At 67.4% G+C, this 13,760-nt stretch carries 14 protein-coding genes; 7 read left to right on the top strand and 7 right to left on the bottom strand.

Translation table 11 applies throughout. From position 1 onward, the window contains the following. Nucleotides 1-27 precede the first annotated feature (27 nt). From AC1RQC_RS04580 to AC1RQC_RS04565, 4 genes are all read left to right on the top strand, one after another. Nucleotides 28-1,221: an MFS transporter gene (locus AC1RQC_RS04580; RefSeq protein WP_492387202.1), complete on the top strand. Its 1,194-nt coding sequence runs from the start codon at nucleotides 28-30 to the stop codon at nucleotides 1,219-1,221. Nucleotides 1,222-1,360: 139 nt separating this feature from the next. After that, the gene (pdxH, locus tag AC1RQC_RS04575; protein WP_174422553.1) at nucleotides 1,361-1,999 is read left to right on the top strand and encodes a pyridoxamine 5'-phosphate oxidase; all 639 of its coding nucleotides are present in this window, start codon (nucleotides 1,361-1,363) and stop codon (nucleotides 1,997-1,999) included. Nucleotides 2,000-2,188: 189 nt separating this feature from the next. After that, the gene (locus tag AC1RQC_RS04570) at nucleotides 2,189-3,421 is read left to right on the top strand and encodes a class I SAM-dependent methyltransferase (RefSeq protein ID WP_416049344.1); all 1,233 of its coding nucleotides are present in this window, start codon (nucleotides 2,189-2,191) and stop codon (nucleotides 3,419-3,421) included. Between the two features lie 8 nt (nucleotides 3,422-3,429). Further along, complete coding sequence (locus AC1RQC_RS04565) at nucleotides 3,430-4,506, top strand: DUF72 domain-containing protein (RefSeq protein ID WP_492827705.1); 1,077 nt, start codon at nucleotides 3,430-3,432, stop codon at nucleotides 4,504-4,506. Between the two features lie 16 nt (nucleotides 4,507-4,522). On the opposite strand, the gene msrA is transcribed toward AC1RQC_RS04565, so the two are convergent. Together msrA and AC1RQC_RS04555 are read right to left on the bottom strand one after the other, a co-directional pair. After that, nucleotides 4,523-5,065, bottom strand: a complete 543-nt coding sequence (gene msrA, locus AC1RQC_RS04560) for a peptide-methionine (S)-S-oxide reductase MsrA (protein WP_492375090.1) — start codon at nucleotides 5,063-5,065, stop codon at nucleotides 4,523-4,525. Between the two features lie 83 nt (nucleotides 5,066-5,148). Continuing rightward, entirely contained in the window at nucleotides 5,149-6,159 is a 1,011-nt protein-coding gene (locus AC1RQC_RS04555; RefSeq protein WP_492375089.1) for a cyclase family protein, read from the bottom strand. Nucleotides 6,160-6,284: 125 nt separating this feature from the next. Between AC1RQC_RS04555 and AC1RQC_RS04550 the strand changes: the two genes are divergently transcribed. Continuing rightward, entirely contained in the window at nucleotides 6,285-7,223 is a 939-nt protein-coding gene (locus tag AC1RQC_RS04550; RefSeq protein WP_492375088.1) for a LysR family transcriptional regulator, read from the top strand. Here the strand turns inward: AC1RQC_RS04550 and AC1RQC_RS04545 are convergent. The 4 genes from AC1RQC_RS04545 to AC1RQC_RS04530 are packed head-to-tail and all read right to left on the bottom strand — an operon-like array spanning nucleotide 7,180 to nucleotide 11,981. Further along, a complete protein-coding gene (locus AC1RQC_RS04545; RefSeq protein ID WP_492882549.1) occupies nucleotides 7,180-8,733 on the bottom strand; it encodes a class I adenylate-forming enzyme family protein in 1,554 nt (517 codons plus the stop codon). The genes AC1RQC_RS04550 and AC1RQC_RS04545 overlap by 44 nt on opposite strands. Continuing rightward, complete coding sequence (locus AC1RQC_RS04540) at nucleotides 8,730-9,974, bottom strand: acyl-CoA dehydrogenase family protein (RefSeq protein ID WP_492882548.1); 1,245 nt, start codon at nucleotides 9,972-9,974, stop codon at nucleotides 8,730-8,732. The genes AC1RQC_RS04545 and AC1RQC_RS04540 overlap by 4 nt, the downstream gene beginning before the upstream one ends. A gap of 58 nt (nucleotides 9,975-10,032) precedes the next feature. Next, complete coding sequence (locus AC1RQC_RS04535; RefSeq protein WP_492882547.1) at nucleotides 10,033-10,878, bottom strand: alpha/beta fold hydrolase; 846 nt, start codon at nucleotides 10,876-10,878, stop codon at nucleotides 10,033-10,035. Next, on the bottom strand, nucleotides 10,875-11,981 hold the full coding sequence (locus AC1RQC_RS04530; RefSeq protein WP_492882546.1) for a 2,5-dihydroxypyridine 5,6-dioxygenase NicX family protein: 1,107 nt from the start codon (nucleotides 11,979-11,981) through the stop codon (nucleotides 10,875-10,877). Before AC1RQC_RS04530 ends, AC1RQC_RS04535 begins: the two co-directional genes overlap by 4 nt. A gap of 171 nt (nucleotides 11,982-12,152) precedes the next feature. Here AC1RQC_RS04530 and AC1RQC_RS04525 point away from each other — a divergent pair, with 171 nt between their 5' ends. Both AC1RQC_RS04525 and AC1RQC_RS04520 read left to right on the top strand, forming a co-directional pair. Then, nucleotides 12,153-12,707, top strand: a complete 555-nt coding sequence (locus AC1RQC_RS04525) for a flavin reductase family protein (protein ID WP_006162962.1) — start codon at nucleotides 12,153-12,155, stop codon at nucleotides 12,705-12,707. An 18-nt stretch (nucleotides 12,708-12,725) separates the two neighbouring features. Further along, nucleotides 12,726-13,190 (top strand): MarR family winged helix-turn-helix transcriptional regulator, encoded by a 465-nt coding sequence (locus tag AC1RQC_RS04520; protein WP_492882545.1) that lies wholly within the window; start codon nucleotides 12,726-12,728, stop codon nucleotides 13,188-13,190. Nucleotides 13,191-13,203: 13 nt separating this feature from the next. On the opposite strand, the gene AC1RQC_RS04515 is transcribed toward AC1RQC_RS04520, so the two are convergent. Further along, a complete protein-coding gene (locus tag AC1RQC_RS04515; RefSeq protein ID WP_043348484.1) occupies nucleotides 13,204-13,686 on the bottom strand; it encodes an Lrp/AsnC family transcriptional regulator in 483 nt (160 codons plus the stop codon). Between the last annotated feature and the right edge of the window lie 74 nt (nucleotides 13,687-13,760).

Below are 13,760 nucleotides of genomic sequence, written 5' to 3'. Positions count from 1 at the left end.
GATTTCCCCTCCAGCCCCCGCCCCTGCATGACGCCGCTACATGCCACCGTCCCGCCGATCGGCTGCCTGATCGCCCTAACGGTGTGCAACCACGTAGCCTTCAATGCCAGCCGCGTCGTGGTGTCACTGTTTGCCCTCTCGCTCAAAGCCTCGACCGTCACGCTCGGCATCCTGATGTCGCTTTATGCGTTGCTGCCGATGCTGCTGGCGATCCATGCCGGCAAGCGCATCGACGAGATCGGGCCACGCAAGCCGATGACCGCGGGCTCATTGATGGTGGTCGCGGGCACGCTGCTGCCGGCGGTGTGGCCGGGCATCGCGGCACTCTACCTTTCCTGCGCGCTGATCGGCGTCGGCTTCATGCTGGTGCAGGTCGCCATGCAGTTGCTGATCGGGCAGATTTCCACCGATGGCACGCGGCTGCGCAACTACACGCTCCAAGCGCTGGGATTCTCGTTCTCCGGCACGCTGGGCCCGGTGATGATGGGCTATGTGATCGAGCACGCTGGCTACCGCCCGGCTTTCTTTGTGCTGGTGGCGGTAGCGGCCGCAGGGCTGGTCGGCCTGTACTTCATGCGCGGGCGGCTGCCGGCACACGGCGGGCGCGCCGCGCGCGGCGCCATCGTGGACGGCACCCGCAACTCCACATTGGGCTTGCTTGCCCACCCGGAGTTGCGCGCGGTCTTTATCGCCAGCGCGGTCCTGTCGGCGGCCTGGGACCTGCACGCCTTCCTCATTCCCATCCAGGGCACCCGGGTTGGCCTTTCGCCGTCGTCGGTCGGCTGGGTGCTGGGTGCCTTCGCCATTGCCACCTTCGCCATCCGTGTGGCAATGCCGCTGGTGTCGCGCCGGCTCTCGGAGTGGAAGGTGATTCGGGTCGCGCTGCTGGTCGGGGCGGTGGCCTACCTGCTCTACCCCTTCGCGGCCGAGTTCTGGCTGATGTGCTGCCTGGCCTTCCTGCTAGGCCTGGCGCTCGGCAGCGCGCAGCCCAACGTCATGAACATCCTGCACACGGCCTCGCCCACCGGGCGCGCCGGCGAGGCCCTGGGATTGCGCTCGGCCGTGCTCAATACCAGCCAGGTGGTGTGGCCGCTGACCTTTGGCGTGGTCGGCACGGCGCTTGGCATGCTGCCGATTTTCCTGTCGATGGCAGGGGCAATGGGCGTGGCCGGCTATTACTCGCGTGGCCAGGCCCGCAAGCTGCCCCAGCCGCCGGCCTGAGGCGCCCACGGCATCGCGCATGAGTTGCTTAGGCGCAAATGCGGTCCGCTGCGCTTTCGCTATACTCAAATCAGACAGGCCGCCGGCGCCGTGCATGCTTGCCCCGCGCGCGGCCTGCTGACTCGATACCTGATCCGACATGACCCAACTCGCCGACCTCCGCCGCACCTACGTACTCGGATCGCTGTCCGAATCCGACGTGGCGTCCGATCCCATCAGCCAGTTCCAGCGCTGGTTCGATGAAGCCATCCACGCCAAGCTCCCGGAACCCAATGCCATGACGCTGGCCACCGTCGACGCCGACGGCCAGCCCTCGGCACGCATTGTGCTGCTAAAGGCCATGGACACCCAGGGCTTTACGTTCTTCACCAACTACGAAAGCCGCAAGGGCCTGGACCTTGCCGCCAACCCGCGCGCGGCGCTGCTGTTCCACTGGGTGCAGCTGGAGCGCCAAGTGCGCGTGGAAGGACGCGTTGAAAAAGTTACCGATAGCGAAAGCGATGCTTACTACGCGACGCGTCCGCTCGGCTCGCGCCTCGGGGCATGGGCCTCGGAGCAGAGCCGCGAGGTGGCGGACCGCACGGTGCTGGAGCAGCGCGAAGCGGATTTCCGCGCCAAGTTCGGCGATAACCCGCCGCGGCCGGCGCACTGGGGCGGGTACCGGCTGGTGCCGACCCGCATCGAGTACTGGCAGGGACGCCCGTCGCGCCTGCACGACCGGATCGCCTACCGCCTGGCGCCGGACGGCAGCTGGCAAATCGTGCGTCTGTCGCCCTGAGCGCCCTGAGCGCCATGAGCCGCGGTGCCACCGGTTGCCGAGGCCGCGCACTGCACAAAATTAGGAATTGTCGTAAAGTAAGTCAGGGTCGCTTTCCGGTTTTGTGAGGAAGCGGCCACCAGGAGCAGGCCCCGCCTGCCCTGTGCTGTAGTTCGAGGAGTGTGCCGCAACCATCAGGAGGGAGGCCGCATGTTTTTCAAGCAAGCACTGGACAAGCAACTGGACCACTGGATCGCCGATCTGCGCGACCGGGCCAATCTCCCTGTGAGGCTGCGGCTATGGAACGGCAACGAGTATCCGCTCGGCCGCTTCGATCATCCCGCGGTGACCCTGACCATACGCGAGGCGGGTGCCCTGCCCCTGCTGCTCACGCCCAGCCTCGACAATCTCGGCGAAGCCTATGTCCAGGAAAAGATCGACCTGGACGGCACGCTCAGCGACATCATCGCCGTGGCTTACCGCTTCTCGGCTGCCGCCAGCGCGCAGGCCGGTGGCGCACTGGCACGGGTGGCCCAGCATTTCGCCCACACCAAGGCGGCGGACAAGGCCTCGATCCAGTATCACTACGACGTATCCAACGCGTTCTACCGGCTCTGGCTGGACCCGGGCATGGTGTACTCCTGCGCCTACTTCGAGCATGGCAATGAAGACCTTGCCACCGCCCAGCGCAAGAAGATCGACCACATCCTGACCAAGATCCGGCTGCAGCCCGGACAGACCTTGCTCGACATTGGCTGCGGCTGGGGCGCGCTGGTCATCCGCGCGGCGGAAAAGTTCGGCGCGCGCTGCGTGGGCATCACGCTGTCGCAGAACCAGTTCGACCTGGCGACCGAACGCGTCAGGCAGGCGGGCCTGTCCGACCGCATCGAGATCCGTTTGCAGGATTACCGCGACACGGCCGGCACCTTCGACCGCATCACCAGCGTCGGCATGTTCGAGCACGTCGGCAAGGACAACCTGCCCGCCTATTTCGGCCGCATGCGCGAGTTGCTCGCCGATGATGGCTTCGCCATGAACCACGGCATCACGTCGCCCGACCCCGACAGCGGCGCCACGCCCATGGACGGCTCCGAGTTCATGGACCGCTACGTGTTCCCGCAGGGCGAGCTGCCGCACATCGGCATGGTGCTCAACACCCTGCAGCGCGGCGGCCTGGAAGCCACCGATGTAGAGTTGATGCGCGGCCACTACCGGCGCACGCTGCAACATTGGGCGGACAACTTCGAAGCGCAGGGTGATACCATCCGGGCCATGGTGGGCGAGAAGAAATACCGCATCTGGCGCGTCTACCTGGCAGGCTGCGGCCATGCCTTCGATACCGACCAGATGTCGATCTACCAGGTGGTTTGCCACAAGGCCGGCCTCTCGTCGCAGAGCTTGCCCTGGTCGCGCCGCTACATCTACGACAAATCGCTTGACTGAAAATCGGCTTGACTGAAGACCTGTTCGGCGGCCTGCTGGAGCCGCCAGGGGTGGCCGCTGCCGGCGCCGCACCACTTGCCGGAGCTTCCCCGACCGCTGCCGCCAAGCCATCGCGCGGCAAAAGTGTACTGGCGCCGGCCCCGGACCCTGCCCTGCTCGCGCTGGCCGAACGCCTGCCGGCCGGGCTGCATCTCGGCACATCATCATGGTCCTATGGCGGCTGGAACGGCCTGGTCTACCAGGGGGAGTACACCGACAGCCTGCTCTCGCGCAAAGGACTGGCCGCCTACTCGCAGCATCCTTTGCTGCGTGCCGCCGGCATCGATCGCGGGTTCTACGCGCCGATCCCGCTTGCCGACTACGTTGCCTACGCGGCCCAGGTGCCCGCGCACTTCCGCTTCCTGATCAAGGCACCTGCCAGCGTTTGCGATCCGTGGCTGCGCACGTCCGAAGGCGCCGGCCGGCTGGCCAACGCCAGCTTCCTCGATGCCGAGATCGCCGCGCGCGATTTCATCGCGCCGGCCACCGCGGGCCTCGGCGCTAAGTGCGGGCCGCTGCTGTTCCAGCTTTCCCCGCTAGGTGCGATGGCCACCGACAGCGCCGGCTTCCTGTCGCGGCTCGACGCCTTCCTCGGCGCCCTGCCCGCGCTCGACGCCGCCACGACACCGCACGCCTGCTACGCTGTGGAGTTGCGCGATGCCGCCTTGCTCACGCCGCGCTTCATCAAGCTGCTGCGCGCACGCGGCGTGCGTTTCTGCCTGTCCGCGCGCGAGCGCATGCCGCCGGCCGAACGGCAACTGCCAGCACAAGCACTCATGGACGAGGGCGCACCAGGACCGCTGGTGCTGCGGTGGATGTTGCATGCGGGCTTTGCCTACGAGCAAGCCGAATCCCGCTACGCGCCGTTTGACCGGCTGATCGACGAAGACCCGCATACCCGCGCGGTGATCGCCGAGCAGGTGGTGCGCACGCTGCGCGCGGGCCAGCCCGCCTATGTGATCGTCAGCAACAAGGCGGAAGGCTCGGCGCCGTTGACTTGTGTGCGGCTGGCCGAGGCCATTGCCGAGCGCCTGGAAGCAAGCTGAGCGCAGGCCCGGCGCATCAGCGATTCAGGTGATGCGCGAACTTCTGCCGGAACTTGGCCAGCTTGGGTGAAATCACAAACGAGCAATAGCCCTGGTTCGGGTGGTTCTGGAAGTAATTCTGGTGGCCTTCCTCCGCGCGCCAGTACGGTTGCGTGGGCTCGATCTGCGTCACCAGCGGCGCATCGTAGAGCTTGTGCTCCGCCACCTCCCGCATCACATACTCGGCCATGGCACGCTGCGGCTCCGTGTTGGTGAAGATCACCGAGCGGTACTGCGTGCCGACATCGTTGCCCTGCCGGTTGAGGGTGGTGGGATCGTGGATGGCAAAGAAGATCTCCAGGATCTCGCGGAACTTGATCACCGTGGGATCGAAGGTCACGCGCACCACTTCGGCGTGCCCGGTGTCGCCGCTGCACACCTGCTCGTAAGTCGGATGGTTTACGTGGCCGCCGGTATAGCCCGACTCCACGGCCCGTACGCCCTTGACTTGCTGGTACACCGCTTCCAGGCACCAGAAGCAACCACCGCCCAGCGTGGCAATCTCATGCTCGTTGTCCATCTTGATCTCTCCGGCTCATGACTATAGGTAGCATACTCGTTCGCCACCCTTCACGCCGCCCGAGACTGCAATGGACGCCGCGCCTAACGGATCGGCAAAGCGACCGGCCGGATCGGCGCGGCGTCGGCCCCGCGGAACTTCAATGAGGCGCCGATAAAAGCGAACTGGTAGACGCGCTCGCGCGACAAGGCCTCCAGGTTCACCAGCTCGATGATCGGTGCGCCCTGCTGCGCCAGCAAATAAGTATGGACCGGGATGTAGTTGTCGGGCACCTCCGCCGGGAACGTCTCGAAGCTCAGGTTATCGGCCCCCACAACCATCGCGCCCCCTTCCTCGACCAGGAACCTGGCTGCATCCAGTCCCAGTCCCGGCGGGTTGGCCATATAGGCCTGGGCGTTTTCATAGTGCTGCATGCGCCCGGTGCGGATCAGCACCACATCGCCCTGCTCCAGCGCCACGCCTTGCTTGTCCAGCGCTTCGCGCAGGTCCTTGCGCGTCACGCGGTAGTTGTCGGGCAGCATGTCCAGCCCCTTGGCCGCGGCCACGTCGATCAGCACGCCACGGGCGACGATCGGCGGCAACTTCTCCGCGCCTGTCACTTTCCAGCCGCGATCGCCCAGGTGCTCGGCAGCGGAATAGCCATTCCAGATCTTGCCGTTCAGGCCGAAGTGGTTCAGCGCATCGATATGCGTGCCCATGTGGGCATACATGGAAACCGCCGAGCCGCTGTAGCTGACATGCCGGTTCATCGCCTCGCCCACCTGCATGGAATCAGCCACCAGGTTGCCGTGCGGGGTATGGGTCATCCACATCTGGTAGGGCGGATCGCCGGCGGCCTGCCAACTCGGCATGCCGATGAAGTAGTCCACCGCCAGGTCGTAGGCCTGCGTGCCGGAAACCCGCGCCATGATGGCGGCGCGCGAGGCCGGGGTAATCAGGTTGAGGCGGCCGATCTCATCCTTAGGGCCCCAGGGGCTGACGCCCACCTGGGGCGCCGCGCCAGCGGCGCCGCTCAGTAGCGCGAACAGCAGCGGCAGGGAAAAAGCGGCCAGGCGGCGCGTGGCGCTGGCGGCAGGGGTAAGACGAAAGGACATAGTGGACTCCTGACTGGATTGGCGGTTTCCACAGCAACGTGGAAGGCATGCCGCCATCCTATTAGGCACGTGATGGTAGATAATCTGCAAATTCAGACAAACATATTCAACCAACAGGAAAATATATGGATCTGCTCGCGGCGATGCGCACCTTCCGGCGCGTGGTGGAACGCGATAGCTTCAGCCAGGCTGCCGCCGATCTCGGGCAGTCGACCGCCGCGGTCAGCAAGCAGGTGCGCCAGTTGGAGGCGCGCCTGGGCGCGCTGCTGATCCAGCGCACCACGCGCCGCATGCGCCTGTCGGAAACCGGCCGCGCCTACTTTGCCGAGTGCTGCCGCCTGCTCGACGAGCTCGATGCGCTGGAGCGGGCCACAGCCGCCGGCACGGACGAGATCAGCGGCCGCCTGCGCGTGAACGCGCCGCTATCGTTCGGGCTCAAGGTGCTCTCGCCTCTGCTGGTGACGTTCATGGCGCGCTATCCGCAGGTACAGGTCGAGCTGACCCTGGACGACCGCTTGCTGGACGTGGTGTCGGAGGGCTTCGACGTCTCGCTGCGCATCCGCTCTGCATTGACGGACTCGTCCCTCATCGCGCGGCGGCTGGGCAAGGTAGAGCAAACCATCTGCGCCGCCCCCGCCTACCTGGCAGCGCGCGGCACGCCGCGCACCGTCGAGGATCTGCGCAACCACGACTGCCTGGCCTACCAGCTGGCCGACTATCCCGGCAGCTGGCACCTGGAAGGGCCGCAAGGCACCACCAGCATCGAAGTGCCCGCGCGCTTCTCGGCCAACAACAGCCTGCTGCTCAGCGATATGCTGCTGGCCGGGCTAGGCATCGGCGCGCTGCCCTCATTCATCGCGCTGCCCCTGCTGGCGCGCGGCGAGCTGGTCAGGGTGCTGCCGGAGCATGCGCTGGCCGGCCGGAGCATCTATGCGCTCTATGCCAGCCACCGGCACCTGCAACGGAAGGTGGGCGCGTTCGTGGCGTTCCTGGCCGAGGCTCTGCAAGGCCAGCCGGACGCTAGCGCAACGACGCCGCCACCATCGCCCGCAACTGGGGCTTGAGCACCTTGCCAAGCGCGCTCCTGGGCAGGCTGTCCACCAGCACCACCCGCTGCGGCAGCTTGAACCGCGCAATCGATAGCGCCAGCGTTTCACGCAGCGCCTCTGGCGCCAGCGCGGCGCGATCCGCGCCGGCGGCAGCCACCACGACGGCAACCGGCACCTCGCCCCAGCGCGCGTCCGGCAGCCCCACCACCGCGCAATCCAGCACGCCGGGCAGGCCCAGCAGCGCGTTCTCGATCTCGGCCGGATAGATGTTCTCCCCGCCCGAGATGATCATGTCCTTGCTGCGGCCGACCACCTCGATGCAACCATCGGTATAGCGATGCGCTAGGTCTCCCGAGCGGAACCAGCCATCGCGGAAATCCGGATGCTCCGGCTGCCGCCAGTAACCCTGCATCAGGTTGGCGCCCGCGAGCCAGAGCTCGCCCACTTCGCCATCGGCGACCGCAATGCCTTGCGCATCGGCTAGCCGTACCTGTACCTCCGGCTGGGGCCAGCCGGCATAGCCGGGCCGGGCCTTGGCCTGGTCCAGGCGCAGCACGACCGATACGGGACCGGTCTCTGTAGCGCCGTAGACCTGCCCGAGCGGGACGCCGCGCGCATGGAAGGCATCGATGTACGCGCGGGGAATCGGCGAGGAGCCAGCCATCACGCCGCGCAGCGAAGAGAGGTCCGCGCTTGGCCAGCCGGGATGTTCCAGCACGGCGCGCAGCGTGGCTGGCACCATCAGCGACAGCGTGGGCTGCGTCTGCGCGCACGCATCGAGCCAGGCATCCGGCGCGAAACGCTGGTGCAACGTCACCTGCGCCCCGGCCAGCAATGCCGGCAGCGTCTGGATGCACAAGCCGCCCACATGGAACAGCGGCAGCACGGACAGCACATGGTCGTCCCGCGTCATGCCGTGCGCCCACCAGCTCGCGCGCGCGTTGGCCAGCAAGCCGGCCTGCGTGTGCAGCGCGCCCTTGGGATGGCCTGTGGAGCCGGAGGTGTAGACCAGTAGCAGGGGCGCCTCGCCGGGCGGCTGCGATGGCCTCGGCAGGGGCGTGTCCAGCGGCGCCGGCCGGTCGATCAGGCTATCGATCGGCGCCCGCGCGGCAGGCTCCGGCAGGGCGGCTGCCACCGCCGCCGCAGCCTGCGCGTGCGGCGCATCGTGGAACAGCAGGCGAATGCCCGCATGCGCGGCGATGGCGCTCAGCTCCGGCACGGCCAGCCGGAAGTTCAGCGGCACGAAGATGGCCCCGAGCCTTGCGCACGCGAACAGGATGGGGAGCTGCAGATCGTGGTTCAGGCACAGCGTGCCCACGCGATCGCCCGGCTGCACGCCCCAGGTGCCGGCCAGGTGTGCGCAGACGCGTTCCACGCGGCGCCACAGCTTGCCATAGTCGATGGTGTAGCCGAGGCTATGCAGCGCCGGGCGCAGGGGCGCGGCACTGACATGCGCATGCAGCGTGCGCAGCAGCGCGCCCGGCTCCGGCGTGCCAGCGAACAGCCGGTTGGCGCGCTCGCTCATTCGTCGCGCTCGCCCGACTCGTACAGGGTCTCGCGCCCCATGCGGTCCAGGATCAGCTCGGCGGTCCAGGGCAGCATCAGCGCGCCGCAGCGCGAATCGCGATAGAGCCGCTCCAGCGGCAGGTCCTTGAGCATGGACTGGCCGCCGCAGGTGCGGATCGCCAGCCGGGCGATGTCGTTAGCGCCTTCCATCACACTGTAGTGCGCAGCGTACAGCCGCATGCGCGCATCCTTCCCCGGGCTGGCGCAGGCTTCATGAATCACGCGCCAGAAGATCGAGCGCATGTTCTCCAGCTGGATGCGCATCTGCGCCACGGCGATCTGCTTGGTGGGATACATGCGGCGCTTCACCGGCGGCTGGCCCGGCACTTCGCCGCGCAGGTACTGCACGGTGAAGTCGTATGCGGCCTGCGCCACGCCGAGATAGGTCGGCGAGAGCGTGAAGAACATGGATGGCCAGGTCTGCGCCGCTTTGTAATAGACGCCGCGCGGCATCAGTTGCTCCTGGTCGGCGACGAACACATCCTTGAGCAGCAGCGTGCGCGACACCGTGCCGCGCATGCCCATCGGGTCCCACTCTCCGGTCACGGTGAGGCCTTCGGCCTCGCCCGGCACCGCGATGTAGAGCGTGTCGCGCATATCGGGCGAGTGGTCCGCGCACTCCTCCGTGCAGAGGATGCCGTAGTAGTCCGCCGCGCCCGACAGCGACGCAAAGATCTTGCGGCCATTGAGCACCCAGCCGCCTTCGACCTTGCGTGCGCTGGTGCCGAAGGGCGCGCGCCCGGCTGCGGCGGCCGAGCCCTCCGAGAAGGGCTGAGCGTAGATCGCGCCGTCCTTCACCACGCGCGCAAAGTGCAGCTCGCGCCGGGCCTCGTGCTCGGCGCGCTGCTCGGGCGTCATGGCGATGCCGTCGGCCAGCATGCCGGTCCACATGGTGGAGCAGATGTGCATGTTGTAGGTCAGCGCGGTGGCGCCACAAAAGCGGCCGATCTCCGCGCCCACCATGCAATACGTGGCGAAGTCCGCGCCCTCTCCGCCAAACTCGCGCGGCACGCACAAGGCCAGCAGGCCGGCCTCGCGCAGATCATCATAGTTGGCAAAGGGGAAGCTGGCCTCGCGGTCCCACTGCGCCGCGCGCGGGGCAAAGCGCTCGCGGCCAAGCCGGTTGGCGAGCGTCAGCAGGCGCTCCTGCGCCTCGGTGAAATCGGCGCTGCCGACGGCGGGGATGAAGTCCAATGGCATGATCGTGTCTCCCGGGCATCGGCCACACGCGTGGCGATGCCTCGATGTTCTTGTGGATTCAGTGCAGCGGGAAATGCCGCCCCAGGAAGCCGAGCACGGCGGCATTGAAATCCGCCGGGCGCTCCATGCAAGCCAGGTGGCCCACCGCGGGCAAGCACAGGTACTCGGCGCCAGCGATCTTCTGCGCCATGCGCTCCATCACGGCGGGCGCGGCATTGGCGTCGTGTTCGCCGGCCAGCACCAGCACCGGCACGGTGATGCACGCCAGCACTTCGCGCCGGTCAAAGCGCACCAGCGCCTGCAAAGCGGCGCGATAGGTGTCGGGCGGCACGGCCGCCATCACGCTGGCGGCGAACGCCACCGCGCGAGGCTCGGCCTGCGGCGCGACCATGGCGCGCACCAGCCCGTTGGCCATCTCCGCCATGGTCTTGCCGGCATCGAGCGGCGCCGTGCGCGCGGCCACGAAGTCGCGTTGCCACTGGCCATCGGCCTTGCCGAATGCGGGCGACGTACCGGACAGCACCATTGCGTCGATCAGTCCTGGCATGGCTGCGTAAGCTTCCTGCGCGACCATGCCGCCCATGCTGTGGCCTAGCAGCACCACGCGCCGGCCCGCGTCGCGCTCAGCCTGCAGCACCGGCTGCAAGGCATGCGCCAGCCCGGCGAAATCACAGGGATCGATCATGGCGCTGTCGCCGTAGCCAGGCATGTCCCAGGCCACCGCGCGATAGCCCGCTTGCACCAGCGCAGCGATCTGCGCCGGCCACGCGGCCTTGCCGCCGCCGATGCCATGCAGCATCACGACGGCCACGGGGCCGGTGCCCTGCGCGATGATGGAGATGCCATTGGCATGGGGCTGGGGCTGGGGCTGGGGCTGGGGGCCAGGATTCACGTTCTCGTTCATGCGCTTGCCTTGTTGTTTGTTTGGGCCGCTTCGGGCGTGGCCGGGCCGGCGAGCCGGCCTTCGTCCACCTCGCCCACGCCGTCGAGCGTGATCGTGCAGTTGCGCAGCGGCAGGTCGAAGTGGCCCAGCGTGTGGCGGCCGGCGACCTCGTTGGCGCCGGTGGAGTAGAGAAAGTTGCCGGCGAAGGCGCGCAGCTCCGTGCCGTTGCAGTCGCGTTTGTCGTAGAACGTCATCGCATCCCAGCGGGCCTGCGGGTTCAAGCCCCAGCCCACGTGCGAAACCGCGTAGGCGTCGCGCGTGCCTTCGCGGTCGGCCCACGCCGCGTAGTAGCCGCGCATCATGTCGGCGTCCATGCCCTGCCCTTCGATGCCGACCATGTAGTCATCCTCGATATGGCAGACGATGGTGTCGCGCAGGTAGGTCTTGAAGGTCAGGTTGACGTCGCCCGGCGCGAGCACCAGCGTGCCGTTGACCTGCCCGCCGGCGGGGAAGGCCAGGCACAGGCCGCCGGGCCAGTGCGCGACCTGGCCGGGCTTGTTGCAGTAGCCCCAGACGCCGCCGACGCGCGCGCTTGCGAGCCCGACGCGCAGCTCGGTGCCGGCGGCCGAATGCACGCGCATCTCGCCTGCGCCGCGCAACCGTTTCATGGCCGCGCGCACGCTGCTCTCCAGCGCGGGATCGGGCACGCAGCGCTCCAGGATCTCGGGATGTTCGTTGCTGACCATCAGCAGGCGCGGCACGACGCCGTCGGCGCCTTTGAGGATCAGCGGGAGTTCGGGCGCATGCAGCAGGCCCTCCACGGTGCAATCGATCACCAGGTGGCAGCGCTGCAAGGCGGCCACCACCGGGGCGAGTTGCTGCAAGGCATCGCTGGCGCCGGTGGAACGCACGGGCGCGGGGGCGGCAAGCGCCGGGGACGGCACCCGGATGCGCACGGGCGTGGCGCCCAGCGATTGCACCGCCAGTTCCGCCAACTCCACATTGACGCGTCGGGATTGGGACTCCGTTACAATCGCAACCACTTCCTGGGCGGACAGGGCGCACAGTTCAAGGGTGCGCCGAAAAGCCGCCAGCCAGCGGTGCTCGATTTGCTCGATGAGCATAGGTCTCCTCCTGGTGCGATCTGCTGCGATCCTGGCAGGGTCCCGGGGGAATGGCCTTGGTGCGCCAGCCCACCGATGCCTCCCGCCGGACGCATTAGCTTTGTGCTTGTGATTCTTGTCGCTGGCGCAAATAATATATGAAATTTCATGGATCCCAGTGGAGCCCGCGCTATGGGCATGCCTGAGGCCACGCCAAGCATCATCGGCAAGGCCGCTTCTCCCGATTTCGATACGCTGCACTTCCGGCGCACGCTGTCCCAGTTCGCCACCGGCGTGACGGTGATCACCACCCGCGCGGGCCCTGGTTCGCCGCCGGGCGCGCCGTTCGTGGGCATTACCGCCAGCTCGTTCAACTCGGTCTCGCTCGATCCGCCGCTGGTGCTGTGGAGCATGGCCACGCGCGCCAACAGCCTGCCGATGTTCCGCGACGGCTCGCACTACATCATCAATGTGCTGTCGGCCTCGCAACTGGACCTGTGCCAGCGCTTCGCCACGCTCAAGGGCGACCGCTTCGCGGGTGTCGACTACCGCCTGTCCGAGAACGGCCTGCCGATCCTGGCCAACGCGCTGGCCTGGTTCGAATGCCACAACCGCAGCCGCTACGACGAGGGCGACCACGTCATCTTCGTGGGCGAGGTGGAGCGCTGCGGCGTGCACGACAACGCGGGCAACCCGCTGGTGTTCCACGACGGCCGCTTTGCCACCACCGATCCGCTGACGGACTGAAGTCCGGGCGCAGCAGCCATGAAGGATTCGCCCAAGCCGGCCCCGGCGGCCCCAGACGCTTTTGTAGATGGCTACCTGCCCTATCTGCTGGCGCGGGCCAGCCACCTTGTGTCGGGCGAGTTCCACCGGCAGGTCGAGGCAGCCGGGCTTTCCGTGCCCGAATGGCGCGTGCTGGCCACGCTGGCCGACCGGCCGGACTGCACCATCGGCACGCTGGCCGATATCACGCTCACCAAGCAGCCCACCCTGACCAAGCTGATCGACCGCATGGCCGCCGACGGCCTCGTCACGCGGCGCAACGGCGCCCTGGACCGCCGCCATGCACTGGTATCGATCACCGCGCGCGGCCGCAGCCGCGCCCGCGCCCTGCTCGACCAGGCCGCCACGCACGAGCAACAAGTGCTGGATGACTTTGGCGTCGCGCAGGGCAACCAGCTCAAGGACACCTTGCGCCGCCTGATCGCGCTGCACGCGCCGCGCTGAGTGCCGACAGCCCTCAGGGCCGCGGCTCGCCCTTGACGACCGCCAGCGGCGAGCCATCCGTCTTGATCCTTTGCAGCACGATGTTCGAGCGGATATCCATCACGCCCGGCGTGCGGTAGAGCCGGTTCACGATGAAATCCGAGTAGTGCTTGAGGTTGCGCGCCTGCACGGTCAGGATGTAATTGCTGTCGCCGGTGATGATGTAGGCCGACACCACTTCAGGCCAGGATTGCACCGCCGCGTTGAAGGTATCGTGCCAGCCCTCGGTTTCGGGGCGCATCGACACCTGCACGATCGCCTCCAGTTCCAGGCCGAGCCGCTCGGCGTCGAACCACGCCCGGTAGCCGCCGATCACACCGTCCTCCTCCAGCAAACGCACCCGCCGCAGGCAGGCCGAAGGCGACAGCGCCACGCGGTCGGCCAGGTCCTGGTTGCTGATGCGCCCGTTCTCCTGGAGGCAGGTCAGGATGCGCAAATCGATGGGATCCAGGTTCATTTCGCAGATTCTTCCATAAATCTCTTCACAAATGAAATTCTATGCGAAAACCATTGGAATCCACGGGCCATTTC

Source organism: Cupriavidus sp. GW822-FHT03E04 (assembly GCF_058801495.1).
This window is presented reverse-complemented; position numbering and strand designations above follow the sequence as displayed.

What these genes read in the sequence shown, in the direction of transcription:
- AC1RQC_RS04520 (WP_492882545.1), top strand. Translation starts at nt 12,726, where the DNA reads ATGAAGGATTCGCCCAAGCCGGCCCCGGCGGCCCCAGACGCTTTTGTA.
- AC1RQC_RS04550 (WP_492375088.1), top strand. Translation starts at nt 6,285, where the DNA reads ATGGATCTGCTCGCGGCGATGCGCACCTTCCGGCGCGTGGTGGAACGC.
- AC1RQC_RS04580 (WP_492387202.1), top strand. Translation starts at nt 28, where the DNA reads ATGACGCCGCTACATGCCACCGTCCCGCCGATCGGCTGCCTGATCGCC.
- msrA (WP_492375090.1), bottom strand. Translation starts at nt 5,065, where the DNA reads ATGGACAACGAGCATGAGATTGCCACGCTGGGCGGTGGTTGCTTCTGG.
- AC1RQC_RS04535 (WP_492882547.1), bottom strand. Translation starts at nt 10,878, where the DNA reads ATGAACGAGAACGTGAATCCTGGCCCCCAGCCCCAGCCCCAGCCCCAG.
- AC1RQC_RS04525 (WP_006162962.1), top strand. Translation starts at nt 12,153, where the DNA reads ATGGGCATGCCTGAGGCCACGCCAAGCATCATCGGCAAGGCCGCTTCT.
- pdxH (WP_174422553.1), top strand. Translation starts at nt 1,361, where the DNA reads ATGACCCAACTCGCCGACCTCCGCCGCACCTACGTACTCGGATCGCTG.
- AC1RQC_RS04555 (WP_492375089.1), bottom strand. Translation starts at nt 6,159, where the DNA reads ATGTCCTTTCGTCTTACCCCTGCCGCCAGCGCCACGCGCCGCCTGGCC.
- AC1RQC_RS04530 (WP_492882546.1), bottom strand. Translation starts at nt 11,981, where the DNA reads ATGCTCATCGAGCAAATCGAGCACCGCTGGCTGGCGGCTTTTCGGCGC.
- AC1RQC_RS04515 (WP_043348484.1), bottom strand. Translation starts at nt 13,686, where the DNA reads ATGAACCTGGATCCCATCGATTTGCGCATCCTGACCTGCCTCCAGGAG.
- AC1RQC_RS04540 (WP_492882548.1), bottom strand. Translation starts at nt 9,974, where the DNA reads ATGCCATTGGACTTCATCCCCGCCGTCGGCAGCGCCGATTTCACCGAG.
- AC1RQC_RS04545 (WP_492882549.1), bottom strand. Translation starts at nt 8,733, where the DNA reads ATGAGCGAGCGCGCCAACCGGCTGTTCGCTGGCACGCCGGAGCCGGGC.
- AC1RQC_RS04570 (WP_416049344.1), top strand. Translation starts at nt 2,189, where the DNA reads ATGTTTTTCAAGCAAGCACTGGACAAGCAACTGGACCACTGGATCGCC.